Raw genomic sequence first — 24,183 nt, 5'->3', positions numbered from 1 at the left:
CCGTTATGATAAAAATAGCCTTTAGAAACTTCTTTTCAAATTTTAAACTCTCTTTGCTTGTAATACTTGGAAGTATGATAGCAACAATGTTGGTTGTTGGAGCTCTTTCATTGAACGATTCTGTTGATAGCTGGTTCAATTCTAAATTAAGAAATAATTTTGGAAATATAGACATTATTGCAAAAGATAAAAGTGATACATTCTTTTTTCCAAAAACACTAAATGTAGAACAAGTAGAAAAATATCTTAATAAATATAAAAATGAGGGCGTTGTAAAAGATTTCGTCTTTACCTATCTAGTGTCTTCAAGAATAAAGCATAATGGCAATTTTTATGATATTTTTGCCATAGGTTATGATGAAAAAATAAAGGAATTTTCAAAAAAAGATATAGATGGAATCATTTTATCTAGCGACCTTGCAAAAACTCTAAACATAAAGCAAGGCGACACAATAACGATCATAACTCCAAGTGGAAGTAAAGAATTAAAAATTGATCACATTGGACTTGAAGAATTTAACTTCCGTGGTGAAACTGGTATGACAAATGGTAGTATTTTTATTCCAAAAGACTTGATGCTGAATCTAAGAATGTACACATATAATGCTCCAAATACTGTCTTTATATCATTAAATCTTGATTTAAAAAAGCATCTAGAGTTTTCTGAAAAGCTCTCTAAAGACCTTGATCTAAGAACAACTCCAACCAAATATAACTTGAAATACTCACCATTAAACAAAGTTATAGGCTACCTATTTCTTGGATTTAGTGGTTTTTCTATACTAAGCAGCTTTTTATTCATATCAAACTTTTTCGGTGTACTTGCTGAAGATCGAAGAAAAACACTTGGGACTTTACGAGCATTGGGACTTTCAAAGAAAAAAAGTGGTATTATCCTTTTTTTGGAAGGATTAATGTATATAATCTCTTCTTCAATTGTTGGAGCACTACTTGGAATTATTTTTGGTAGGTACCTGCTCTCTTTTGTAAATAACCTTCCAAATATTGCATCATCAGACACAACTATTGCTGAAAAAATTCCATACGTGATAACATATAAATCAATTTTTCTTGGGATTTTAATTTCAATTATTTTACCAGTAACATTATTAATTACTAGAAGCATTTCATTTTCTAAAATTCCACCAGTTGTTCTTCTCTCAGAAGAACAAATACTACCTAAAAAAAGATGGTTGTTTATATTAGCATTTTTAATCGTTGTAGCTTTCTTTTTTATTAATCCACTTTATTCACTGTCTGTGCTAATAATCTTAATATCTATCTTCTTTAAAAAAAGTTATGTGCAACTTCTTGCGGGAGTCCTTTCCATTCTCACAATTTACAACAAAATAGGAACAGGAGAAAGATGGGATTATCTTGCAAGATCAGGAATATTTTTAGCAGCAAGTGTAGTAATAATATTTTCTATTCTTCCTTTAATAAAAAACGTTATTAGAAAATTCTATAGTCTTTCAAATATACTTGCAATTTCATACATTGAAAAACAAAAAATGAGAAACTATATAATCTTTTTTGTATATGCAATAATAACTCTTGTAATACTTTTAACAGCTGTTATTCCAAGTAGCGTTTTTAATTACGTTGACAAAAAACTTGATAGTGGAATTGTAGGATATAACTTTTTGATTATAGAAAACCCATTAAAAAGCTTTTTTAAAAGTGATTACTACGAAACAGATGAAAATTTTAAATCAATGTTTGAAAACCTTGTAAAAATACAACTTGTAAACGCAAAATTTGATAATAAAACTCTTGCAATTATACTTGCAAGGAAAGGAATCGAAAAATCTTTAAAAATTGAAAATGTAAAAGTTAATAATTTGTCGTCAAAAGAAGGAATAGCAAATAAAGAAATCTTTTCTAAGGATTCAACCTATACTTTTTTGATAAAAGGAATACTACCAGGTATAAGTGCCAGATTTTACGAAAACTTTAAAGTTGTCGATACTTTTGATCCTAAAAATGTTATAGTCCCATTCGATGGAATATTTGTTTACGATAAAAAGGTATCTGGTGCCCTGCAAGGATATGCCGGGGTTGTAAAAGAAAAGTACGTAAATCAAGCTAAAAATACAGTATATGAAAAATTCGATGCCCCATTATATGTTACTGAAGAGCTTAATAAAGTATTCTTGAGTATAAAATACTTTATAAATGTCGCCGTGCAACTATTTTATTTTGGTTTTATAAGCGGCTTTTCTGGACTTACGATTCTTAGCCTAAAAAATGTATATGAAAGGAAAAGAATAATTGGATCCCTAAAAGCTTTGGGAGTAAACAGAAAGACTGTATTTTCCTTCTTTATTACCGAAGCATTTTTAATAGTTACTATTGCTATATTAACAGCAATAATTACAACATTCTTCATTACCATGGATTTAACTACTATGATCTCAAGTGAATTACCCGATTTTTCAATAACTATCCCATGGATCCAAATAATCGAAATAATTGCAGGTATTTACTTAATTACAGGTATATTTACAATTTATCCTGCAAACCTTGCACAAAAAATAAGTCCTGCAGAAGCTATAAGGGTTTTTGATTAATGAAACACATTTTTTACATTAAAAAAATTGACACAGTAAAAACAAAAGTGTAAAATATAGTTTGTGTCAGAGTAGATAATTAATAATATTAAATAGAAGAAAGGGGAGGAGCAAAATGGCAAAATGTCAAATTTGCGGAAAAGGACCCGTTTCCGGAAAGAACGTATCTCATTCAAACAGAAGAACAAATAGATGGTTCAGACCAAACTTACAAAAAGTAAGAGTCTTAAGAGAAGATGGAACAGTAAAAAGAATGTGGGTTTGTACCGACTGTCTAAGTGCAGGAAAGGTAAAAAGATACGTCAGCAAATCAGTCGAAGCATAATGAAGCGGGGGGACCCGCTTTGTTTTTTTTGTATAGATTAGTTTTAACCATTATATTTATTATTTCAACACTAATTGTTGCCTACCTTTTGACTCTCCCCATTAATATTATCCCCGTATTATTAATCACTTTATCATACTCAGCTATATTAGTGCTTTTTTTAGAAGCAATAACTTATAAGTTTGAAATAGATGATAAATTCATTATATTTAAAAGCATACTTTATAAAAAAAGATTTGAGATAAGTAAAATAGAATCTTTTCAGATTTCATTTTTTTGTGTTAAAATAAGGTCTGAAGGAAAAAAATACACATTTTTACCATTGGGGGGATGGGTACGGAAAGTAGAAGAACGTTTGCGGAAATAAATATAAATAACTATATTGATAATCTTAAATACTTTCAAAAAAAATGTAGTCCAGCAAAGGTAATGCCCGTTATAAAAGCTAACGCCTACGGGCACGGTGCAGTAATGTTAGCAAAAGCTGCAGAAAAAATGGGGATTGATTATCTTGCAGTTGCATTTTTGGAAGAAGCATTAGTTTTAAGAAAAAATAGGATCAATACCAATATTCTCGTTTTTAACTATCTGGACAAAGACTTTGTTCCACTTGCAGCTGATAATAACATTACAATTACAATAATTTCAAATGAGCAGGTTGAAGAATACAAAAATTTAATCAAAAAGCCAAAGGTTCATATAAATATAGATACCGGTATGAATAGAGTTGGAATTAAGCCAAAAGATGCTATGAAAATATACGAAAAATTAATTTCATATGGCTTTGAAGTTGAAGGTGCATACACACATTTTGCCGTAGCAGATTCTTTAAAGAAAGAAGATATTGAATTTACAAAAAAACAATATGAAAAATTTTTAGAAGTTGATTTACCTGTTAAAATAAGGCACACAAATAACAGTGCTGCCTCTTTATCGGGAATCATATCTTGTGGTGATTATGTAAGAATAGGTATTGCAAGTTATGGCTTAATGCCAAGCAATCAAGTAAAAGATGAAAATTTAAAACCAGTTTTGACCTGGAAAAGTGTTGTATCTCACGTAAAAACGCTAAAAAAAGGAGAAAGTGTGAGCTATGGAAGAACATTTACTGCACCTTATGATATGAAAGTAGCAACTATACCCGTAGGATATGCAGATGGATACTGGAGACATCTTTCAAATAATGGGGAAGTACTGATAAACGGAAAAAGAAGAAAAATTTTGGGAAGGGTTTGTATGGATCAATTTGTTGTAGAAGCAGATGATGAGGTTAAAATAGGCGATGAAGTAATTCTAATTGGAAGACAGGGAAATGAATTTATCAGCGCAGAAGAAATAGCCGATAAGGTTGGAAGCATAAACTATGAGGTTACCTGCAGAATTTCAGAAAGGGTGCCTAGAATTTACAAAGGGGTGGAATTTTGAAGTTACCTAAAGAATTGCTCGAAAAATTTAGAGAACCTTATATCTCAGAACTTGAAAATTATATAAACTCAGAAGTTGAAACAATAGTAAAGGTAAAAAGTAAAAGACTTTTAGAAACCAAAAATGGACAAAAATATTTACTTTTAACCTTTGAAGACAAAACAGGCATACTTAGGGCCATTGACTGGTTTAATGCAGAAAAAAATGATGCCAAAATAAACGTTGGAAATGTTGTAAGAACACAAGGAAAGGTAGTAATATACGATGGAAGAATACAATTAAACATTTTGGAAGATTCAAATATCATTGTTCTTAACGAAGATGAATACAACATTGAGAGGTTTGTATCAGAATCCAAGATGTCCTCAGAAAGTGCAAAAACTAAGATTAATTATTTTATTGATTCAATAAAAAACGATACTCTAAAAAAATTACTAATAGAAATATTTAAAAATGATGAAAAATTATCAGAAGCATTTATGAATGCGCCTGCAGGGCTTAGAGTTCACCACAATTATGTAGGTGGCCTTGCAGAGCATAGTGTAACAGTTGCTAGTATATGTGAAAATGTAGCAAAAATCTACACATGGCTTGATAGAGACCTTCTAATAACCGGTGCTTTATTGCATGACATTGGAAAAATATACGACTATGAAATATCCTCACATGGTATTGAGCTAACACAAAAAGGAGAATTAATTGGTCACATCGTAAGTGGATTTGATATAGTAAAGGAAAAATTGAATAAAATAAATGCTAGCAGTGAGCTTTCAGAAAAGCTACTACATATGATACTCTCTCACCACGGTGAGCTTGAATGGGGCTCTCCTGTTCTACCAAAAACTCCAGAAGCATATGTACTACATATGATTGAAAACATGGATTCAAAATTGAACAGGATGTATAACATCAAAGAAAGAGAACTTGAAATAAATCCAGAAAAAACCTGGAGTGATTTTGATCCAAGTCTTGGAAGAAGAATCTTATTAAAACACGATGAGAGGGGTTAATATGTCCAAAAAAAAGAAAGTGATCATAGTAGAATCACCAGCAAAAGCTAAAACTATTGAAAAAATTCTTGGAGATGAATATAAAGTTATATCTTCAAAAGGGCACGTTAGAGATCTACCTCAAAAGAAATTTGGTGTGGACTTAAATAATTTTGAACCAGAATTTGAAATAATTCCTGGCAAAGAAAACGTAATTGAAAGTATAAAGAAAGAAATAAAAGGAAAAGAAGTGCTTCTTGCATCAGATATGGATAGAGAAGGAGAAGCTATTGCTTGGCACCTTTCACAAATCTTTAACCTTAAAGGAAAAAATAGAATAGTATTTACCGAAATCACTCCAAATACCATTAAAAAATCTGTGGAGACACCCAGAGAAATAGATATAAAAAAGGTTAACGCGCAGCTTGCAAGAAGAATTTTAGATAGAATTGTTGGCTACAAAATAAGTCCATTACTATGGAAAATAATTAAAGGAGCTATGAGCGCTGGAAGAGTTCAATCTGCCGCGTTGAAAATAATTTGTGATAGGGAAAGAGAAAGATTCTTATTTAAACCAAAGGAATTCTACAAAGTATCTATTAATGTTAAAAAAGTTAAAGCAAATCTTTGGAGCATTAACGGGAAAAAGATCAAACAGGAAAATATAACAAAAGAAATTGCAGAAGATATTAAAAGCAATGTAAAACAGGTAACACTTTCAGATATAGTCGAAAAAGAAAGAAAGAAATCTCCTCCAAATCCATACATTACAAGTACACTGCAACAAGATGCAGCAACAAAGTTAGGTTTCCCTGTTTCAAAAACAATGAAAATTGCACAAGCATTGTACGAAGGTATTGACACAAAAGACGGTCATCTTGCTTTTATTACATACATGAGAACTGATTCAACCCGTGTATCAGAAGAAGCAAAACAAATGGCTCAAGAATTTATAGAAAAAAACTTTGGTAAAGAATATATTGGCGGCTCAAAAAAGAAAAAGAAAACCTCAAAAAATGTTCAAGATGCACATGAATGTATAAGGCCTGTTAATCCAGAAATAACTCCAGATATTGCGAAATCTTTACTATCCAGTGATTACTATAAGTTATACAAACTAATATGGGAAAGATTTATGGCATCACAAATGAAAGAATCAAAATATAAAGAAAGAACATATATTTTTCAAAGTGAAAAATATGAATTTAGAACAACATATTCTCATCTAATCTTTGATGGTTTTGAAAAAATATATAACTCTTCAAGCAAGGAAAAAGAAAAAATAGAGCTTGAAAAAGGAAAAACATATAAAGTATCAAAAGTAAATATTGAAAAAGATACTACAAAACCTCCTGCAAGGTTTACAGAAGCAAGTTTAGTAAAAACTTTAGAAGCAGAAGGAATTGGAAGACCAAGCACTTATGCAACTATAATTTCTACACTTCTTGCAAGAAAATACGTAAAAAAAGAAAAGAAAGAGCTTATTCCTACATTACTCGGATTTACCGTAGAGGACTTTTTGACAAAAAGATTCCCAGAAATTGTTGACAAAAAGTTTACCGCCTTAATGGAAGAAGAATTAGATAAGGTGGAATCAGGAGAAAAAGAATGGAAAGAAGTATTAGATAAGTTTTACTCTGAATTTTCAAAATACCTTTCAACTGCACAAAAAGAGTTTTACACTATTGATTATGAAACAGACTTACCTTGTCAAGATTGTAAAGAAGAAAATTACAAATTAAAAATTGGAAAGTATGGATTATATTTAAATTGTGAAAAATGCAAAACAAATAAAAGTATAGATAATACAATAAATGCGGTTCTAATAGAAAATAAAATGTTCATTGCACAGGCACTTGAAAATCATGCAAATGAAACCGTTTCAGAAAATTCATGCCCAAAATGTGGTGGTCATCTAGTCAGAAAAAAAGGTAGATATGGATACTACTTCAAATGTGATAATTGTGATTTTACAGTTTCAGGATATAAAATAGCCCAGGCAAAATGTCCAAAATGTGGTTCATTGGTAGTTATGAGAAGAAGTAAAAACGGTAAAACATATTGGACATGTACTAATTCAGATTGTGATTTTATGTCTTGGACAGAGCCTAAAAATGAAGAATAAAAAATTTTTTCTTTAAGAAATTCTCTCGTGTAGAGAGAATTTCTTTTTACTTAATTAACAAATGAGAGGTGTATAAAGTGCTAAGAGTTTTCTTAGAATTTGTAAAAATAGGATTTATAGCATTCGGTGGTGGTTGGTCAATTATTGGGATAATTAAAGATGCTGTTCTCTCCAATAATTGGTTAACTCCCGAACAATTCAAAGAAATACTTTCAATATCTCAAATGACACCGGGACCTGTAATGCTCAATACAGCAACGTACGTTGGGCTAAAAATGTACGGAATAACAGGTGCTATTTTAAATTCTATTGCAGTGCTTATTGCACCTATTACATTTACAACACTATTTTTTATAGTCCGTGATAGACTTCCAAAAGAATTTATAACAGCACTTAAATTTGGTGTTATTTTTTTGATCTCACTTACCTTCATATCGCTGCTTACAAACATAAGCAGTTTCTATCAAATTTTAATATCTATAGTTGCATTTCTTTTATTTACAAAGACTAAAATAGATCCAATATACGTGATTTTTATCTCTGGAATTATAGGTTTCTTCTTGTTCTAGTTTTCACAATATTCCAAATACTTTTCAGCTAATAGTAGAAATATATATTTAAACAACATATCTGTATTTGTGATATAATATATTATGTACATATATATTTTTCACATGTGAATTATATAACTTTATTGGAGGTGACCTTATGAAATACGATATTATTGTAATTGGAGGAAGCGCAGCTGGATTGGTGGCAGCTTTAACATCTAGGAAACTTTACAAAGATAAGAAAATTCTTGTTGTAAAAAAGCTTGAAAAAGAACTTGTTCCCTGCGGAATACCTTATATATTCCATACTCTCGGAAAAGTAGAAAACGATTACATGGGTATAGAAGATAAATTCAAGGCAAATGGTATTGATTTATTAATTGATGAAGTAGTAGACGGAAACGTTAATGAAAAGAAAATAGTAACAAAAAGTGGAAAAGAATTTGAATATGATAAATTAGTTATTGCTACAGGGTCAACACCATTTGTTATTCCAATCCCAGGAAATGATTTAGAAAACGTATTCTCCATACCAAAAAATTACAAATACTTGGGAGAAGTTCAAGAAAAAGTTAGAAATGCTCAAAATATAGTTATTATAGGTGGAGGATTCATTGGTGTTGAGGTTGCAGATGAAATAAAAAAATCTGGTAAAAATGTAACCCTAATAGAAGCAAAAGATTACCTCTTACCTGCCTCATTTGATGCAGATTTTGGTGAAATAGCAAAACAAGAAATTGAAAGTGACAATGTCAAAGTGCTATTAAGTACAAAAGTTACAAAAATTGAGGGAAATGGAAAAGTAGAAAAAGTCATTTTGGAAAATGGAGAAGAACTACCAGCCGATGTAGTTATTATAGCTACCGGATATAAACCAAATACGGAGCTAGCAAAAAATCTTGGAATCAAAGTTACAGAATTAGGATACATAGAAACTGATGATTATATGAGAACATCAGTAAAAGATGTGTTTGCAGCGGGTGACTGTGTACAACACAAAGATTATTTCACTGGAAAACCTTCAAGATTAATGCTCGCATCCGCAGCTGTTTTTGATGCAAGAATTGCAGCATCAAATCTTTACAAATTAAGACTTCTAAGGACAAATAAAGGCTCACTAAATGCTTATTCAACTGTAATTGGTGGAAAAACATTTGCTTCTGCTGGTATAACGGAAACTGTTGCAAAAGAGGAAGGTTTTGACGTTGTAGTTGGTAGAGCAGAAGTTGTTGATAGACATCCAGGCAAATTTGCAGACGCTTCAAAAATTACAATGAAATTAATCTTTTCAAAGGAATGTGGATTGCTACTAGGAGCACAAATTGTTGGTGGAAAGAGTGTAGGAGAAATAATAAACATTATAAGTCTTGCAATTCAAAAAGATGTTAATATAAAAGACTTACTTACCATGCAAATTGGTACACATCCGCTACTAACCGCTGCTCCAACTGTTTATCCTCTTGCAATTGCAGCTGAAGATGCCTTATCAAAAATGTAAAAAATAAATATCCCAGTAGCTTTTAGCTACTGGGATTATTTTAATTTTATTATATCTTTTCTGAAAGCTCTAATGCTTCTTGAGCAGCATCAATTATCTGGCCAACCTTCATAGCATCTCCAACTAAATAAACGTTATCAAATTGCGAAGATAATTCTTCATATATTTTGTTTTCAGGTTTTGTTCCAGCTGTTATCACAATATCATCAAATTGACCTAATGAAATTTCTTTTCCATCTTTTTCAACAATTACCTCTTTGTCTTTTACTTCTTTAACTAATGTGTTTGTATATACATCAATTTTAGGTGCATAATTTTTTTGGAACAACTTACTTGCAACGATTTCCATACCTCTTCCAATTGAATCTAAGGCTTCAACTACAGTCACTTTTTTTCCTTCTTTGACCAGCGCTTCTGCAACTTCTAAACCTATTAATCCTCCGCCTATTATTAATACTTTTTCCCCTGTTACTTTTTTACCTTCAAAAAAGTCAAAACCAGTAATATAATTTTCAAGTCCCTTTATTGGAGGAACAAATGGTTTTGCACCAGTTGCTACAATAATAGCATCAAACTTTTCCTTTTTAAATGTCTCTACAGAAACTTCAGTATTCAACTTTATATTCAATTCTTTCTCTGCCTTTCTAATCAAATCATCCAAAGTATCTTTCATAGAAAGCTTTCCTGGCGCTCTATACGCTAATACCCATTGTCCTCCCAAATAATTGTTTTTTTCAAAAAGGGTCACATTGTATCCTTTTTTCTTTAAATATAATCCTGTAAATAATCCTGCAGGACCTCCTCCAACAATTGCAACTTTCTTCTTTGATGTCGCTTTTCCATTAAATTCAACGTGAACCTCTGGGTTTGCAATACAACCTACTGGTTTTCCTGCTTTTACATTTCCAAGACATCCTTGAAGACAACTTCCACACCTAATATAGTCATCTGAATTAGAAATTATTTTCTTTGGAAATTCAGGATCTACAATCAATTGTCTTCCTAAAACAACACCGTCAACAACCTTTTCTTCAACCAAATATTTATATCTTTCATTCTTGTACATTCTTCCTGCTGCAATAATAGGTAGTGATGTTAATTTTCTTATCTCTCTTAATTTCTCGTCCATAACATCCAATGGAAGCGACATGTGATTGTAATACCATGGAGCAGAATCACATGCATTTCCCCATCCAACATGGACAGCTGAAACACCAAATTCTTCTGCCAATGCTAGTATCTTTGATAAATCTTCGTTTGTAATACCGCCCTCGACAAATTCGCTCCCCGAAATTCTAATAAATATTGGTATTTCAATGACCTTTGTTATTTCAATAAGTAAATCTCTTGCAAATTTAAGTTTGTCTTTTCCATATTCATCTGTTCTTTTATTTAATCTTTCTGAATAAAATTGATGAACGAGGTATCCATGACCAAATTGAATTTCAATTCCATCTACTCCAGCTTTTTGAGCTCTCAATGCATTTTCTTTAAATGCATTGATTATTTCATCTATTTGCTGAACAGTTAATTCCTCTGGAATTTGCCCTGTAGATGGACATTTTATTGATGAAGGTGCAAGAACTTCACCTGACGCCTTTGGATTAGCCGCTCTTCCTGCATGATTTAAGTGAACAATAAGTTTTGTTTCATATTTATGTAATGTATCTACTAATTTTTTTAATCCCTCAATATGTTCATCTGTATTTAACATAGTTTGCTTTGGATGCTCTTTCCCTGAAGGAAGTACAGCAATCGGCTCTAAAATTATTGTTCCTACTCCACCTTTAGCCCTTTTTTCATAATATCTAATTTGTTCATCAGTAATAAATCCTGTCTTTGGCGTAGCCAATGCAGTTTTAATAGGAGCCATAAAAATATGATTTTTTGCTTCAAAATTTCCAAAGTTCATGAGCAACCACTCCCCTTATCTTTTTTCAAAATCCTCTATTTCTTCCAAAACCTCTTCCCATTCCTCTTCCCATGCCACGACCAAATCCACCACGTCCCCCTCCCATTCCACGCAAGGAAGGATTTTCATAATTTGGCCTTATAGCATTTTTTGGACATTTTTCCATACACAAACCACATCTTGTACAAATATCATTGTTTATATAAGGATAACCATCATCTTTTAGCGTTATAGCCCCTTCAACTGGACACACATTTACACATACCTTACATTTAATACAATCGCTTTCCTTTACCCAGGGCATGTAATCACCTCCAAAGAAAAAACAACTATTTTTCTTCACCTAATAGTGCCTTTACTTCTTCTAATGCTTCATCTACAGTTCTGCTTTCAACTAAAATAGGTTTATACCCTAATTTTTTTAATTGAATCATAGAGCCTTTTCCCATTGAATTCCCAACCCAAACTTTACAATGCCCCAAAAACTCTAGAATCTCATCAACTTTAGCGTGCATATGAGTTTCAGCATAAGGATTTTTTATCTCCTCAATTTTTTTAAAGTTTTCTCCATCAAATTCATATACAACATATATGTGAGAATGTCCAAAATGTTCATCATTTATTCGTTTTCCATCTATAGTACCGAATGCTACTTTCATACTAGTCTCACTCCTTAATGAGTTGCATTTTCTACTTTCTCCAATTTTCCATTTTTATAATTTTCAATTATATTTGCCAATGTATCCTTTTTTGTCAAATATACTTCAATCCCTGCTGCTTTTAATACTTCAAAAGCGTTTTTTCCAACACTTTCCAAAATTAATACGTTTACACCTTTTTCAGCAAGCATTTGAGAAACTTTTGGCCCCATTCCATGTGCCTCATTCGCCGTATTTTCTATAATCTCTACGATCTCACCTTTATCTAAGTCATAAATTACAAAAAGTTCTGCCCTTGCAAATCTATCGTTGCTTAATGAGTCTAATGTTTTACCTTGTGATGGTATGGCTATTTTCATTCTAACACCTCCTGTTTTATTTAAGTTTTTCCATTACTTTCTCAAATATTTCCTTTATAGCCTTCCCAGCTATGCTATTTTCATACAATACTATTGGTTTCATTTCAAGATTAGACTTTTCAACCAATTCATCAAACGGTATTTTCCCTAAAATTTCAATATTATCACTCAAACAGTAATTTTCTATTTGCTTACTTACATCAGGATTTAAATCGTATTTATTTATAACTACACCAAACTCTCTTCTAAAATGCCTGACAGTCTCAACAATTCTTTTTAAATCATGTAGTCCTGAAGAAGTAGGTTCAGTAACTATAACAACATAATTTGTAGCAGTTATAGATGATGTAGCAGGACAACCAATTCCAGGTGCACCATCTATTAAAACAATATCTTTACCTTTTTTTTCCGCCTTTTTCAATGCAAGCTTTCTTACTTCTGCAACTAAACCACCTGAAGTTTCCTCTCCAGGATTTAAATTTGCATGGACAATTTCTTTTTGTTTATCTATAACAGAATAATAATACTCCCCAGAAAGTGCTGTTTCCAAACTAATAGCATTTTGAGGACATGCAATAACACAGGCATTACAACCTTCACACGCATATGGGTCTACTTCATATATATTATTTTCAAAGTTAATGGCTTCAAATCTACAAACTTTCTTACAAATTCCACACTTGTCGCATTTATCTTGATCTATTATAGCCTTTTTCCCACCATAATAGTCATATTTTTCTTCTAATTTACCATTAAACATAAGATTAAGATTTGCTGCATCAACATCACAGTCTGCTAGAACAACAGGACTTAATAGCGCACCAAAAGATGAACTTAATGTTGTTTTACCAGTTCCACCCTTTCCACTAACTATTGCTAACTGTTTCATTTGACCATCCCCTTTATTGTATCAAAAACATTAGCAAACTTTTCTTCCCATTCTGGCAAATATTCTGAAAAAATCTTTCCTTCAGAATATAATTTTGCAATCTCTCTATCAAATGGAATTTTCAATAATATCGGAATGTTCTCTTTCTTTGCATATTCATCAATCAAATTTGTATTTCCAGTATCTCTATTAATAACAATTCCAGCTGGAATCTTCATCTCTTTAACTAAATCAACAGCTAGTGAAAGATCGTGTAACCCAAATGTAGTAGGTTCAGTAACAAGAATTGCAAAATCTATATTTCTTAAACTTTCAACAACTGGACACGAAGTTCCTGGCTGAGAATCTATTAACACTACATCAACATTTTCATCTATGTGTTTCTTTAATTGCCTTATTATTCTAACTCCAGACGGCTCACCTATATTCAAAAGTCCCATTCCAAATTTCAAATTATCATTTATCTTCCCCAATACAATCTTCCCAATACTCTTTGGAACTTCTGTAATAGCATTAACAGGACAAACCATAGAACATGCTCCACAACCATGGCACAAGTTTTTAAATACCACAGTTGCATTTGGAAAGGAGGTAATAGCACCAAACTGACACGCCTTTGCACATTCTCCGCACCTTATACATGCATCATTATCAACCACTGGTAATAATATATCAACACTCTCTTCTTTTTCCACGTTTACATCAAAGAAAAGATGATCATTTGGTTCTTCAACATCGGCATCAAGTAATTGAACTTTATATCTTTTAGAAAGTGTATAGGCCAAATTAGTAGAAACAGTTGTTTTACCAGTTCCACCTTTTCCGCTTAATATTGCTATCTTCATATCCAACCTCCTAACTTAAGTTAAAAGAGGGTTGGATTTCCAACCCTCTTTTAACGTATATTTACCACCAAAACCTTCCAAAACCTCGACCAGCACCTCGACCAAATCCGCCTCGACCATACCCAGCAAATCTTCCGTATCCTCTACCAAAACCTCTGCCATATCCTCTTCCATATCCGTAAAACCAACCAGCTACTGGTCTAAACCAACCGTACCTAGGAGTATAAGGTGCATTTATGTTAGAACATGGTCCCAATCTTCTTCCAACTGGTCCTGTTCCCATTGGTCCTGTACCATCGAAACCTGGCATTACCTGTCACCTCCTTGATAATTATCAATTTCTCTTAATCTTTCCTCTACAAAACGTAATTCTTCCTCAAGGTATCTTTTATAGTCCATTAACATAGCTTTTTCTTCTTCAATTGAGGGCTCATAATAACCATAACCAGCTCCATATCCAAAGCCTCTACCAAAACCACGTCCGTATCCTCTACCAAATCCTCTTCCGTATCCCATTCCTCTACCATATCCACGTCCGTATCCACCGCCATAGAATGGCATATACCTCACCTCCTGTCCAGGTCTTACCATTTTCCATTTTTATTATATGATATTTTTTTATATATGTCAAGTACATATATATACGTAAAAAATAAAATTTTTCCAATAACCAATCTTAAAATTATTTAAAGCCTTTTAAAAACAGATAAAGTAGAAATCTCAACTTTTTATTCACTTTGACCTTCACACCTTTTCTTTAAAAGCTCATATTCCTTCTTTAATTTATCATACTCTTCTTTTGGGACAAAGCCTGTCGATTTAATCAATTCAATTATATCTTTTTTCATATTGTCTTCAAACTCGTTAAAATGTCTGATCACTGCATTTCCGAGTTCTTTTGCAATATCTGCAGGCAAAACTCCTTGATTTACAAGATCAAGAAGTATTTCAATAAAATCATCGGTATTTCCCTTAAATATCTTAATAAATCCCTGGATTAACTTTTCTACCATTTCTTTTTTTAAACTACCAAAAACTCTGCCCTTTATTCTAGCCTTCAAAAAAATTTCCTGGGTAATATCATTACCCAGGTTATCAATAACCTTTACAGCTTCACCATTTTTAACAAAATTTGCAATATCGCTTAAAGTAATGAATTTTTTTATACTTGTATCATATAACTTTCTGTTTTTATATTTTTTAATTATCCTCACTGTATTCCCCCAAAAATCTGGGGGGAGATCCCCCAGAAAGTTTAATAACTAACCTTTACACCGATCATTACTACATTTGTATCGCTATCATCTATTTTACTATATAATCCTCTTGCAAAAAGTGCCGTATAATCATCAAAATTATATGATCCTTCGTACATAACATCAATTTTTTCAGATTTCATGTTATATTTTACCATACCCTTTACACTAAATTCATCCTTTTTATAATCTCCATAAGCCGAGATAGCACTATCATAATACTCAAAATCGTATAATCTTATGTATCCATCAAATCCTATAAGTCCTTGGGTTCCAATTTGATATTCTACGCCAAATACATTTTCTAAAACACTTGGCACTTTCTCCTCTATTTCCACTTCTCCTAATCCTTCAACTGGCAAATTAAATGTACTTTTATTTTCGGATTCAAAACCAGTGTAATTATGAACTATAAAACTGGTTGATGGTATTTGATAAACAAATGATAACGATGCAGTATAAACAAATGGCCATTTAAGATGAACTCCATCTTCTAAAATTTTATCTACAATTAGATAATTTGACTTTTTATAAGTAAACAAAACACCATAATCAACACCGAGTACATTTCCGCTCCAATTTAATGCGTATGCAAAATGATCTGCAAATTTTTGATCTTCAAAAACAGTCGGTAATCCTCCACCTTGCATTGATGCTAAAATTGCCATCTTTGTTTCATCAGGCAAATTTGTTTTTACAGTATAAACATACGAAGCTGGTGTAGAAGATGGTAAACTTTCAAATGTCGAAAAGGTGTAGAGCCCTAAAGTTCCGTAATTTGTTGTGTAAGCATACTTTGCACCTGTAATAGAAAGTTTTTCACCTGATAGGTAACTTCCTATTTTATCGTATACTTTAAAAACTTCAGAATCCACTAGTTTTTCAACAAATTTTCCTACCTTTAAATCTCCAAAATCTGTATATGTTTCAACATATGCTTCATTTACATTTACAACTGCTAAAGGAACAAAAAATGACGCAGTAAAAAACTGTCCATCAAAGTATACATATGAATTATCAAATGTTTGATCAAATCTCAAAGAGGATTTTGTGTAAAATATTCCATCAAACTTTGTATCAGTACTAAACCTTACAGGAATAAATGTTAAACTGTTAGTTTCAAGTGAAAAATCATTTCCATCATAGTATAAATATCCTCCTTCGAATAAAAGAGAATATGAAAATCCAAAACTTGCTAATATCACTAATAAAACTAATATAGTCTTTTTCACAATAAGTCACCCCCTAAAATTTTAATATTGGCTTTGAAATAGTCATAGGTGAAAAGAAACTTTCTGGAATACCTATGTCAAACTCTACATCATTTAAGATAATTTCAGTCTTAGTATTTTCCTTGATGTTGTTTGCCAATATCTTTGTTGGAACATTGTATCCTTGAATATTTTCAATCTTTTCAAAAGTTATAGTTTTATATTTTTCACCTTGCCAGTTAAAAAATTCAATATAGACAGGTATTTTAAGTTCTTTATCTATCTTCATATTCAACTCTTTAAAATCCAATTCTGCATCATTATGAGTAATGTGAAGGTAATAATATTTTTCATCCTCTTTTACAAGTTCTGCTTTATAATTTTTATCACTTACTTTGTAAACAAGTTCTATATCTTTGTATGTAAAATCTGATCCAGCAAATCTATCATTTTTTGCAGCTCCACTTATTCTTTTTGTGGTCCTAAATGCAGGCATGTAAAGATAAATGTTGTCTGCACCTTTTACAAGTAATGTAAGTCTTTTATCAGAAACTGGTTTTTCAAAACGTATAATGGCATACACATCATCTTCACTCTTTTTGTAAAGGTATATAACAAACTGCTTTTCTTTTACTGAACCTTTTTCATCAGTCATCTTCAATGTAAATACTGCTTTTTCATCTTTTACATTCTGATAGTTATCCTTAACCATATCCAATACTTGCTGACCTGTCAATGAAAAAGCAAAAATTGAAAAAACTAGTATTGATACAACTGCCCAAACTTTCCTCATGACTTTCTACCTCCTTTATTCATTAGTAAGAACGCTGATGATAAGAATAATATTGTAATAATTGCACTCAAGAGTAAAGTTATGCCAGTTAATACTCCAAATTGTCTTAGCATCCTAATACTTGAGAAAAAGAACGTAAAGAACCCAAAGGAAACTGCAAGAGCATTAAATAATATTCCCCTTCCACTTGTATAAATTGTTCTCACAATGGCAGTCTTAGAATCTTTTATCCTCCTACTTTCAATCTTGAATCTTGAAATAAAGTGAATTGCATAATCAACTCCTGCACCAATTGCAATAGCAGCAATAGATATCGTTGCGGTATTTAACGGTATGTTAAACATCCCCATAAGTGCAAAATTAAAGAAAACCGTAAAAATAGAAGGTATGATACCAATTATCCCAACTTTGAAAGATCTCATTTGAAGTAAGAGAAGTAAAAATACAACCAAAAGTGTAAGTAACATCGATTGATATTGATTTTTAAATAACAAATCACTAACATAAAGAGCTATCTCCTGTGCTCCAGTATGGACAGCACTATAGGTAGGTTGATCCGATGGGTTATACACACTATCTTCTGCAACAATCTTTAAATATTGTTCCGTGTTTTTGTTATATGGAACATTTAATTGTTCTGCAAAATACATTGCTTTCCATTTTTTGACACTTAAATAAAGTTCATTGTATAATGCATAACCAAAGTCAGGATTATCTTCCATAATTTTTTCAAATTCTTCTTCAGAAAAATCTTTTAAGTTAATAACCTTTCTTAAAACTTCTTCTTTATCATCAACAGTAAAACCATACATTTTTTCTATATGATTAATTGAATTTAATATATCTTCTCTGTGCAGTTTTGAAAGAGTAGAAAAACTCACATTTTTAACAGTTTCATACGACTTCTTTAAATTGCTTGCTTTAACACTTAAAAGATTTGAATAGTATTTAAAATCAACATTATTTGACATTTTAAAGCCCTTTGGAATACTACTTAAAACTTCATCAATTTCTTGCAAAAGTCTTCTTGTTTCACTTTCACTTTCAGTCTTCACTGTTATTTGAATAATTCCTCTATTCAAATCTTTATTTACAACTGAATAAATAGTGTCATTACCAAGCAAGAAAAACCAGAGATTTGAAAGTTCATCTTTAGAAAATGGAATTGAGTAAAAGCCAGTAAATGCTTCACTCAAATCCAAAATTGTATCCACGATTGAAAAAGTATTAACTACTCCGGGAATTTTATTTAATCTTCTTTCAATTTCATTCATCGCAATTAAAGTTGAAGGATCCTTAAAATCTCCCTTTATATCAACAAACAAATAATCACTACCGCCAAAGTTTTTATCCAAAAATTCCTTATCAACTATTATTCTCTCGTTTGGATTTAAGGAATTTACAATATCCATATCAGTTTTGATCCTAAATAAGAAAGGAATACTTACAATTGCAAGGATAATTAGGATAGATATTGTAAGCTTTGGTTTCAAAATCAATTTGGAATGATTTTTATTTTCAACGTGGAAAACAGGTTTTGGATTTATGTAATACAGTAGTGCCGGGACAAAAAAGAGTGCTATAAAGTTACATAACATTACTCCTATACTTGAAAATATTCCCATTATCCAAACAGGTTTTATATCAGCAGTCAAAAGTGAAAGAAATCCAACAGCAGTTGTAAGACCGCTTAAAATAACTGCAAGACCAACATCTGAAATAGTTGAAATTACTCTTTGAGATCTTTCTCCTTTTTCTTCATAGTATTTATTTACAACATGTATAGAATAGGCTGTACCTATGGAAATAAGTGCAACTGGAATAATTGAATTTGCAACTGTTATATTAAAACCAAACAATGCAATTAACCCCATTGTCCAAATTACACTTACAATTACACCTAAAATTGGTAAAATTGCACCTGAAATTTTTCTAAAAGTAACTGAAAGAATAAGTATTACTATAAATATCGAAATTGGAACAAGCCTTAAAATATTTTTTAATGTAATTTCTTTTACCGCTTCGTTAACAGCAGCAACTCCAAAAAAATGTACATCCTTTGGATATTTATTTTCAACAACTTCTTTTAATCTTGAAAAAGTTCCAGATTCTTTTCCGTTCTCAAGAGAAACAAGCATCAAACCAGCTTTTGCATCACTTGAAATAAATTTATCTTTTAAAGTTTTATACTTTAAAAGATAGCTGGGTTCAATATCTCTTGTTTTTAATATTTCAGAAACTGTTGAAACTTCTATTCCATAGTCTGTTTCAACAACTAAAGGAATATTCGTAAGTGAAGTTACATGCTCTACACCTTCAAGTTTCGAAATTTCCTGGGTCAGATTATCAATAACCCTTAAATCGTTAGAAGAATCAATAGAAAATCCAACCATCAACATCGAATTAATACCAAATTCTCTTGCTAGCGAATCATACTTTCGAACCAAAGGATCATCCTTTGGCGGGTATTTGGTAATATCATCTTGAATTTGTAAATCCTTAATCTCATAGCTAAAAAATACGGTTAATAATACCGTGATCAAAACAATCCAAATAGCATTTTTTTGTACAAATCTTCCAAGCTTTTCCAAAATAACACCTCCTTATTATGCATTGCATAATAATAATTTAAACCATATTATATTACAATTAAAGTATCAAAATTGTTAATTTTTATGCACTGCATAATCAACAAAAAAATCTTTCCTAGCAAAAAGAAAAGATTCATTTGTTTATACCTGTATATACAGGTATAAACAAATCTAATTGAAGCTCAATGACTTTGACTTTATGTTAAACAAACTTGTAAAATCAAGTTAACAACCACAATAAAGGGGAGGAGTTTTCATGAAGAAATTTTTAAGTATCATTATTGCATTTTTAACCGTAAGTATTTTATTTTCACAAGTAGAAGTAGTATTTTGGCATGGCCTTTCAAGAGATCCTGATAAAAGCAGCATTGACAAAATCATAGCAGAATTTGAAAAAGAAAATCCGGACATTAAAGTTAAAGTTGTTCTTGTTCCTGCTGCAGAAACCGATTCAACCAAACTTTTAACGGCTGTAGCAGCTGGCACAGGACCAGATCTAGTTTATCTAGATAGATTTACTGTCTCACAAAGGGCTGCTAACAATGTTCTTGAACCCATGGAAGATTATTTAAAAATGGTAGGAATAAATATCGAAGAGATGAAAAAACAATTCTACGATTTTGCCATTGAAGAATGTATTTTCAATGGAAAAATGTGGGCCCTACCATTTGATACCGATGTTAGAATTCTTCTTTACAATAAAAAACTATTAGAAAAAGCCGGTTATTCAAAGCCTCCAAAAACTGTATATGAAATGATAGATGTGGCTGAAAAACTCACCGTTGAAGGGAAACGTGGAAGGTATGAAACTGTAGGTTTTATACCATGGTATGCGCAAGGTTGGCCATATACCTGGATATATGCATTTGAAGGAAAAGTATTTGACAAAAAAACGGGAAAATTTGTATTTGCAACAGATCCAGGTGTTATTGAGGCATACAAATGGCAAAAAGAATGGGCAGATAGATTCGGCTATGAAGCATTGAATGCTTTTGGTTCCTTGCAAATAGGAGATTTAAACCCATTTACAGCGGGAAAACTTGCAATGATCGTCGATGGAAACTGGACCATATCTGGACTGAGAATGTTTGCTCCTAAAGATTTTAAATATGAAATCACTGGTATTCCAACAAAAAGCGGCCAACCAGTTACCTGGGCTGGTGGTTGGAGTCTTGCAATTCCAAAAGGTGCTAAAAATAAAGAAGCTGCTGCAAAGCTTGCATACTTTATTGCTACAAAAGGTCAAGTAATTTACTCAGTTGATACGTTACATCTTCCAACATATAAACCTGCAGTAGACGACTTTCTAAAAAAAGATCCTTCACAAAAAGTTTTTGTGGACTTATTGGATCACGCAAAAACAAGACCTCCTCTTCCAGTCGGCGCACTTTTGTGGGACAAATTAGTTGAAGCAAGGGATTTTGTCTTAACAGGACAAAAATCAGTTGAACAAGCTCTATTAGACGCTCAAAAAGAAGTACAAGAGGAATACGACAGAATAATGCAAAGAGTAGGTGGTAAATAATGAAAAAAATAATTATTATATTATTCTCAATTTTTTCTATAGCTATTTTTTCACAAATTCCTGAAAGTTCATACTGGTATCCTAATGATATTTTAGATTGGTCTCCACAAACAGATCCACAAGCAATTTACAACGTTTCACATGTTCCACTTGCAAGAAGAGTTATAGGAACACCTATTACAGATAGTGCAAGCAAAGACATAAAAATAATGGCTTTATCAATAATGAATCCATCAACCAGTGGAATGCCTTCTCAGGGAAGTAATAACTCTTTTAAAACATACCCTTTCACTTTTTGGCAATATGTAGATTACTTAGTTGCTTGGGCAGGTTCAGCCGGTGAAGGAATTATTGTACCACCAAGTGCAGATGTAATAGATGCAGCCCATAAAAATGGTGTATACGTTCTTGGAACAATCTTTTTCCCTCCTAATGTATATGGTGGAAGAAGAAATTGGGTAGATCAATTACTAAGAAAGGAAAATGGAAAATTCGTCATAGCAGATAAGTTAATTGAAATAACAAAATACTATGGCTTTGATGGCTGGTTTATAAACCAAGAAACAAACGGTTGCAAAGATTCACATGTAAAAGATATGATAGACTTTCTAAATTACATAAAAGAAAGGGCTCCATGGATGAAATTAGTCTGGTACGACTCAATGTCAAATACTGGTGCTATAGAGTGGCAAGGTGAATTAAACGAGAAAAACGTTGTCTTTCTAAAAGACAGTGAAAAGTACATTTCCGATGCAATATTTATAGACTTTAGATGGCAATCACTTAAAAGACCAGAGACTATTGAAAACACATTAAATATTATGAAAAAATACAACATATCTAAGGACAGAGTCTTTGTAGGATTTGACCTTCAAGCAAATGGATACTACACATACTCAAACTGGCCAAAAATTATAGACGAAAATGGAAAATTAAAGGTATCCTTAGGTTTTTATTGTCCAAGTTGGGCTTATTACTCCTCAAAAGAAATTAAAGAATTCTGGGATAAAGAAGAAACCCTTTGGATAGCAGATCATCCTGTTCTACACTACAACTCAAAATCTGAATTCTTCAAAATTCAATGGAACAAAGATTATGAACAATACAAATGGCAATCTCCCGCAAAATACGTTGTAGAAAAATCCCCTGTTACATCTCTTCCATTTATAACATTCTTTAATGCCGGACATGGGTACAAATTCTTTATAGACGGAAAAGTTGCAAAAGATTCCGAATGGAATAATCGAAGTATGATGGATGTATTCCCAACATATAGATGGAAAATAGATGGAAATGATGTGAATATTTCTGTTGATTATTCAGATGCATACTACGGTGGCTCATCACTAAAATTTGAAGGAAAACTCAAAAAAGGACAAGAAACAAATGTAACTTTATACCTTACAGAGTTAAAAATCAACTCTACAACAACTTTAGAAAGTGTAATAAAAGGTATTGGAAATATAAAGGTATCTTTAGTTTTAACTTACAGCGATAACACTTCAAAAGAATTTCCTTTAAAATTCTTCAATGACTGGGTTAAAACAATCTATAACTTAGAAAATAACAAAACTATTTCATCAATTTCTCTCAAAATAATAGCAACAGAAGATACCAGTTACAGCTTTAACTTAGGTATGATAGGTCTTATACCTATCAAAAATTATGATTCACACGCAGGAGATGTGAAAATTGATAATATAGAATTCAAAGAAGGGCTCTATGCACAAATTAATCTGCACTGTGAAAATTCAAAAGCTAAATACTATGAAATATACAGAATTCTTCAAAATGGTGAAAGAAGACTTGTGTGGGTATCCTACAATCCTTACACATATATCACTCAGATCAAAAGAGATGGGAAAGAAAAATTTACCACACTGGAAGTTGTTGGAGTTTCAGAAGGATTTACAAAAAGTACTCCTAAGAAAGTTACATTTCAATGGCCTCCATATCCAAAACCAAAAGCAAACTTTGAAGTAAGCAATACTATTATACTCCCCGAAAGTACTGTAACATTCAAAAATCTTTCTTCTGAAGTTACAGAAAAGGTCCTCTGGATTCTTCCTGGAGCAACTCCAAACGTATCTAGAGAATGGAATCCTACAGTAACTTATAAAGAAGAAGGAATATATCCAGCTATCTTGGTTGCAATGAATAGTGAGGGCGAAGATGTAAAAATATTCAATCCATTAATTGTAGTTACAGAAAAAGCAAAAGAAATAAAAAATCTCGCATTAAACAAAAAGACCTACGCAAGTTCCAATGTTCCAGCAGAAAAACCTTCTATGGCTGTCGATGGAACTGTTGAAAATAATAGTAAATGGTGTGCAGTTGGAAATCCCCCACATTGGATAGTAATTGACTTTGAAAAAGAAGTAATAATTAGCAGTGTCACAATAAAACACGCTGAAGCAGGGTATGAATCTGCCGACTGGAATACTAAAGATTTTAGGCTCCAAGTAAGTAACGATGGAACAAATTGGAAAGATGTTGCAATAATACGAAATAATACAAAAGGAGTAAGCACACATTCATTTGCACCGGTAAAAGCAAGATTCTTTAGATTATTCATTGAAACTCCTACACAAGTTGGAGATAAAGCAGCAAGAATCTATGAAATCGAAGTATATGGACTTGAATCGTTCTAAGATATTCAA

The 24,183-nt window shown here is 31.8% G+C and carries 21 protein-coding genes; 9 read left to right on the top strand and 12 right to left on the bottom strand.

Annotated features, from left to right (window positions below; translation table 11 throughout):
• Positions 1–5 precede the first annotated feature (5 nt).
• From EO083_RS02655 to EO083_RS02625, 7 genes are all read left to right on the top strand, one after another.
• A complete protein-coding gene (locus EO083_RS02655; protein WP_126992652.1) occupies positions 6–2,570 on the top strand; it encodes an ABC transporter permease in 2,565 nt (854 codons plus the stop codon).
• A 115-nt stretch (positions 2,571–2,685) separates the two neighbouring features.
• Positions 2,686–2,895, top strand: a complete 210-nt coding sequence (gene rpmB, locus EO083_RS02650) for a 50S ribosomal protein L28 (RefSeq protein WP_126992651.1) — start codon at positions 2,686–2,688, stop codon at positions 2,893–2,895.
• A gap of 330 nt (positions 2,896–3,225) precedes the next feature.
• A complete protein-coding gene (alr, locus tag EO083_RS02645) occupies positions 3,226–4,320 on the top strand; it encodes an alanine racemase (RefSeq protein WP_126992650.1) in 1,095 nt (364 codons plus the stop codon).
• Positions 4,317–5,330, top strand: coding sequence for a 3'-5' exoribonuclease YhaM family protein (locus EO083_RS02640; protein ID WP_126992649.1), 1,014 nt, complete (start codon positions 4,317–4,319; stop codon positions 5,328–5,330). The genes alr and EO083_RS02640 overlap by 4 nt, the downstream gene beginning before the upstream one ends.
• Before the next feature lies 1 nt (position 5,331).
• On the top strand, positions 5,332–7,434 hold the full coding sequence (gene topA / locus EO083_RS02635) for a type I DNA topoisomerase (protein WP_126992648.1): 2,103 nt from the start codon (positions 5,332–5,334) through the stop codon (positions 7,432–7,434).
• Between the two features lie 77 nt (positions 7,435–7,511).
• Complete coding sequence (locus EO083_RS02630; RefSeq protein ID WP_126992647.1) at positions 7,512–8,003, top strand: chromate transporter; 492 nt, start codon at positions 7,512–7,514, stop codon at positions 8,001–8,003.
• 139 nt (positions 8,004–8,142) lie between these two features.
• Complete coding sequence (locus EO083_RS02625; RefSeq protein ID WP_126992646.1) at positions 8,143–9,483, top strand: FAD-dependent oxidoreductase; 1,341 nt, start codon at positions 8,143–8,145, stop codon at positions 9,481–9,483.
• Between the two features lie 49 nt (positions 9,484–9,532).
• Here the strand turns inward: EO083_RS02625 and EO083_RS02620 are convergent, their stop codons facing one another.
• From EO083_RS02620 to EO083_RS02565, 12 genes are all read right to left on the bottom strand, one after another.
• Positions 9,533–11,395 (bottom strand): NAD(P)/FAD-dependent oxidoreductase, encoded by a 1,863-nt coding sequence (locus tag EO083_RS02620; protein ID WP_126992645.1) that lies wholly within the window; start codon positions 11,393–11,395, stop codon positions 9,533–9,535.
• Between the two features lie 25 nt (positions 11,396–11,420).
• Positions 11,421–11,699, bottom strand: a complete 279-nt coding sequence (locus EO083_RS02615) for a 4Fe-4S binding protein (protein ID WP_126992644.1) — start codon at positions 11,697–11,699, stop codon at positions 11,421–11,423.
• A 25-nt stretch (positions 11,700–11,724) separates the two neighbouring features.
• Positions 11,725–12,054 (bottom strand): NifB/NifX family molybdenum-iron cluster-binding protein, encoded by a 330-nt coding sequence (locus EO083_RS02610; RefSeq protein ID WP_126992643.1) that lies wholly within the window; start codon positions 12,052–12,054, stop codon positions 11,725–11,727.
• 14 nt (positions 12,055–12,068) lie between these two features.
• Positions 12,069–12,413 (bottom strand): NifB/NifX family molybdenum-iron cluster-binding protein, encoded by a 345-nt coding sequence (locus EO083_RS02605; RefSeq protein WP_126992642.1) that lies wholly within the window; start codon positions 12,411–12,413, stop codon positions 12,069–12,071.
• A 16-nt stretch (positions 12,414–12,429) separates the two neighbouring features.
• Entirely contained in the window at positions 12,430–13,302 is an 873-nt protein-coding gene (locus EO083_RS02600; protein WP_126992641.1) for an ATP-binding protein, read from the bottom strand.
• Positions 13,299–14,147, bottom strand: a complete 849-nt coding sequence (locus EO083_RS02595) for a P-loop NTPase (protein WP_126992640.1) — start codon at positions 14,145–14,147, stop codon at positions 13,299–13,301. Before EO083_RS02595 ends, EO083_RS02600 begins: the two co-directional genes overlap by 4 nt.
• A gap of 61 nt (positions 14,148–14,208) precedes the next feature.
• A complete protein-coding gene (locus EO083_RS02590; RefSeq protein ID WP_126992639.1) occupies positions 14,209–14,457 on the bottom strand; it encodes a DUF5320 domain-containing protein in 249 nt (82 codons plus the stop codon).
• Complete coding sequence (locus EO083_RS02585) at positions 14,457–14,708, bottom strand: DUF5320 family protein (protein ID WP_126992638.1); 252 nt, start codon at positions 14,706–14,708, stop codon at positions 14,457–14,459. Before EO083_RS02585 ends, EO083_RS02590 begins: the two co-directional genes overlap by 1 nt.
• A gap of 167 nt (positions 14,709–14,875) precedes the next feature.
• On the bottom strand, positions 14,876–15,361 hold the full coding sequence (locus tag EO083_RS02580; RefSeq protein WP_126992637.1) for a polyhydroxyalkanoate synthesis regulator DNA-binding domain-containing protein: 486 nt from the start codon (positions 15,359–15,361) through the stop codon (positions 14,876–14,878).
• 41 nt (positions 15,362–15,402) lie between these two features.
• Positions 15,403–16,635 carry a hypothetical protein gene (locus tag EO083_RS02575; RefSeq protein ID WP_126992636.1) on the bottom strand — a complete coding sequence of 411 codons (1,233 nt, stop codon included), beginning with the start codon at positions 16,633–16,635 and terminating at the stop codon, positions 15,403–15,405.
• A gap of 13 nt (positions 16,636–16,648) precedes the next feature.
• Positions 16,649–17,407: an outer membrane lipoprotein-sorting protein gene (locus tag EO083_RS02570; RefSeq protein WP_126992635.1), complete on the bottom strand. Its 759-nt coding sequence runs from the start codon at positions 17,405–17,407 to the stop codon at positions 16,649–16,651.
• On the bottom strand, positions 17,404–19,998 hold the full coding sequence (locus EO083_RS02565; RefSeq protein ID WP_126992634.1) for an efflux RND transporter permease subunit: 2,595 nt from the start codon (positions 19,996–19,998) through the stop codon (positions 17,404–17,406). Before EO083_RS02565 ends, EO083_RS02570 begins: the two co-directional genes overlap by 4 nt.
• Before the next feature lie 256 nt (positions 19,999–20,254).
• On the opposite strand from EO083_RS02565, the gene EO083_RS02560 reads away from it, so the two are divergent.
• Positions 20,255–21,523 (top strand): ABC transporter substrate-binding protein, encoded by a 1,269-nt coding sequence (locus tag EO083_RS02560; RefSeq protein ID WP_126992633.1) that lies wholly within the window; start codon positions 20,255–20,257, stop codon positions 21,521–21,523.
• Positions 21,523–24,174: an endo-beta-N-acetylglucosaminidase gene (locus EO083_RS02555; RefSeq protein WP_126992632.1), complete on the top strand. Its 2,652-nt coding sequence runs from the start codon at positions 21,523–21,525 to the stop codon at positions 24,172–24,174. Before EO083_RS02560 ends, EO083_RS02555 begins: the two co-directional genes overlap by 1 nt.
• Positions 24,175–24,183: the final 9 nt, after the last annotated feature.

It is taken from the genome of Thermosipho globiformans (assembly GCF_003990895.1).
In the GTDB taxonomy this organism is placed as follows: Bacteria; Thermotogota; Thermotogae; order Thermotogales; family Fervidobacteriaceae; genus Thermosipho; species Thermosipho japonicus.
Note: the sequence above shows the minus strand (reverse complement) of the source record. Positions and strands in the feature narration are given on the sequence as shown.

Bases quoted from the DNA above. Each gene is read 5' to 3' on its own strand.
- EO083_RS02620 (WP_126992645.1), bottom strand. From the start codon at position 11,395: ATGAACTTTGGAAATTTTGAAGCAAAAAATCATATTTTTATGGCTCCT.
- EO083_RS02625 (WP_126992646.1), top strand. From the start codon at position 8,143: ATGAAATACGATATTATTGTAATTGGAGGAAGCGCAGCTGGATTGGTG.
- EO083_RS02585 (WP_126992638.1), bottom strand. From the start codon at position 14,708: ATGCCATTCTATGGCGGTGGATACGGACGTGGATATGGTAGAGGAATG.
- topA (WP_126992648.1), top strand. From the start codon at position 5,332: ATGTCCAAAAAAAAGAAAGTGATCATAGTAGAATCACCAGCAAAAGCT.
- EO083_RS02595 (WP_126992640.1), bottom strand. From the start codon at position 14,147: ATGAAGATAGCAATATTAAGCGGAAAAGGTGGAACTGGTAAAACAACT.
- EO083_RS02590 (WP_126992639.1), bottom strand. From the start codon at position 14,457: ATGCCAGGTTTCGATGGTACAGGACCAATGGGAACAGGACCAGTTGGA.
- EO083_RS02610 (WP_126992643.1), bottom strand. From the start codon at position 12,054: ATGAAAGTAGCATTCGGTACTATAGATGGAAAACGAATAAATGATGAA.
- rpmB (WP_126992651.1), top strand. From the start codon at position 2,686: ATGGCAAAATGTCAAATTTGCGGAAAAGGACCCGTTTCCGGAAAGAAC.
- EO083_RS02615 (WP_126992644.1), bottom strand. From the start codon at position 11,699: ATGCCCTGGGTAAAGGAAAGCGATTGTATTAAATGTAAGGTATGTGTA.
- EO083_RS02605 (WP_126992642.1), bottom strand. From the start codon at position 12,413: ATGAAAATAGCCATACCATCACAAGGTAAAACATTAGACTCATTAAGC.
- EO083_RS02555 (WP_126992632.1), top strand. From the start codon at position 21,523: ATGAAAAAAATAATTATTATATTATTCTCAATTTTTTCTATAGCTATT.
- EO083_RS02600 (WP_126992641.1), bottom strand. From the start codon at position 13,302: ATGAAACAGTTAGCAATAGTTAGTGGAAAGGGTGGAACTGGTAAAACA.
- EO083_RS02560 (WP_126992633.1), top strand. From the start codon at position 20,255: ATGAAGAAATTTTTAAGTATCATTATTGCATTTTTAACCGTAAGTATT.
- alr (WP_126992650.1), top strand. From the start codon at position 3,226: ATGGGTACGGAAAGTAGAAGAACGTTTGCGGAAATAAATATAAATAAC.
- EO083_RS02655 (WP_126992652.1), top strand. From the start codon at position 6: ATGATAAAAATAGCCTTTAGAAACTTCTTTTCAAATTTTAAACTCTCT.
- EO083_RS02570 (WP_126992635.1), bottom strand. From the start codon at position 17,407: ATGAGGAAAGTTTGGGCAGTTGTATCAATACTAGTTTTTTCAATTTTT.